The sequence below is a fragment of the Jingyaoa shaoxingensis genome (assembly GCF_014385005.1).
GTDB classification, from domain to species: Bacteria; Bacillota; Clostridia; order Lachnospirales; family Lachnospiraceae; genus Marvinbryantia; species Marvinbryantia shaoxingensis.
The window spans coordinates 1-1,878 of record NZ_JACRSZ010000051.1 but is presented as its reverse complement, the minus strand read 5'-3'; the positions used below and the strand labels follow the sequence as shown (position 1 = coordinate 1,878).

General features: G+C 38.3%; 1 protein-coding gene. It reads right to left on the bottom strand.

Features of this window, described 5'->3' with window-relative positions; translation table 11 throughout:
• Positions 1 to 95 precede the first annotated feature (95 nt).
• Positions 96 to 1,394: a group II intron reverse transcriptase/maturase gene (gene ltrA / locus H8716_RS17390; protein WP_249310222.1), complete on the bottom strand. Its 1,299-nt coding sequence runs from the start codon at positions 1,392 to 1,394 to the stop codon at positions 96 to 98.
• Between the last annotated feature and the right edge of the window lie 484 nt (positions 1,395 to 1,878).

Genomic DNA, 1,878 nt, shown 5'->3' with positions numbered 1-1,878 from the left:
CAGTCGAGTAGACTTACACCTCACAATGTAAGCCCCTCACAGAACCGTACGTGCGGCTTTCCCGCATACGGCTCTTCATAATAATATTTACAGTCTCAAAACAAACTGACATAAATCTTTGGCATTGCCAATGGATAATATTTCAGCATTTCAATGAATCCTTCTCTTGTATAACTCTTTCTGTCACTTCGTCTATTCAGCACCTTAAACAGAAGTTCTCTCACTTGTTGTTTGTAGTTTGAAATCATTCTGCCATTAAAACTTATGCCATAGTACCTATAATGACCTATTAGTTTCAGATTTAGCATACCCATTAGTTTCTTTAGTGGTTGGTCTCTATTCGCATATAACCATACCTTGATGTCTCGAATTTTCTGTCTGAATTTCTTAGAGCTTGTCTTTGGCATCATATATGGCATGCCTTTGCGTGAACGTCCACAATAGAATGTGAATCCCAGAAAATCAAATGTTTGTAATCTGATACACTCACCGCTCTTTTGCTTTGCCCTTGCAATATAAGCACCGCTTTGTAAGAGACGACTTTTACTATCTTCTAATTGCAAACCGAACTTTTCCATTCGTTCTTTAAGAAGCTTGTAGTAATTCTCTGCTTCCCATTTATATTGAAATCCTGCAACAAAATCATCTGCATATACAATTAGAAAGTTATCTCCCTTGCATTCTTTGGTAATAATAAACTTATACCATAGTGTCAATACATTGTGCATATATATGTTTGCTAGGATTGGACTTATGATATTGCCTTGAGCTGAACCTTCTTCATTCACCATAAGTTCACCATTATCCAGCACTCCCACTTTAAGATACTTCTTGACAAGACCAATTATGTTGGGGTCTTTAATATAAAGTTTGAGAAACTTGATAATCCATTCATGCTTCATATGGTCGAAGAATCCTTTGATGTCAGCATCCACAATATAGCAGATTTTCGTGTTGTTTAATCTCTTATACAGTTCTTTTATTGCGTTATGACATCCTCGATTTGGTCTGAATCCGTACATGCAGTTCAGAAATCTCGGTTCATAAATAGCTTCCAATATCTTCTTTAATGCTAATTGGACTATTTTGTCCTCATAGCACGCAATTCCTAATGGTCGAAGTTTTCCATTGCTTTTAGGGATATATACCCTAATTGATGGCTGTGGTTTGTATGATTTTCTTTTCAGTCTTTCTACCAAGTCATCTATGTTTTGCTCCAGATTCCTCTCGTACTCTTTCTTAGTAATCTCATCAACACCGACTGCTTTGTTTCCGTCTAATTCTTTGTGACATTGCAAAAGCATTTCTTTATTGATTAGATGATACAACGATGTGAACTCTGGTCTCGGCGAATTTGCCGATAATTCTGCTATTCTTTCTAATTTTGTTTCCATCAATACCTCCGTCCCTGAGTACGGTTGATGTGTCCTCGGAAAGACCATTATTATGTAGCTCCCTTTCCTCCGTTGGCATTACCCAACTTCTTCAGTACTATGAAGCTATCCGACTGCCTATTGTTCTTTTGACATTCTCCTATTTTGCAGTTGTTTGCCATACTTGCAATGGCAAGAAACAATAGGCTCTCCCCAGTTGACTGAATAATCACAATGTAAAACATAAAGTGCTCTTTGACCCCGCAGAAGTAAACCATTTCTCACCAATGCGAATTGATTTGTATTGCTTTCCGTCGAAATTAGAACGTCAGCCTTCTAAATGTCAAAATTTCGAGGCTCAATCACACTCTCTATTTTCTCGCTGTCTACGCTTAGCAACTACCATTACTGACAGTCACCCAAGACTCGCTACTGGCGGTTGGTTAGACCTTACCAGACAGGCATTCCACCTGCTAGACTACTCGCCCTTATCTGGGCGCACAAT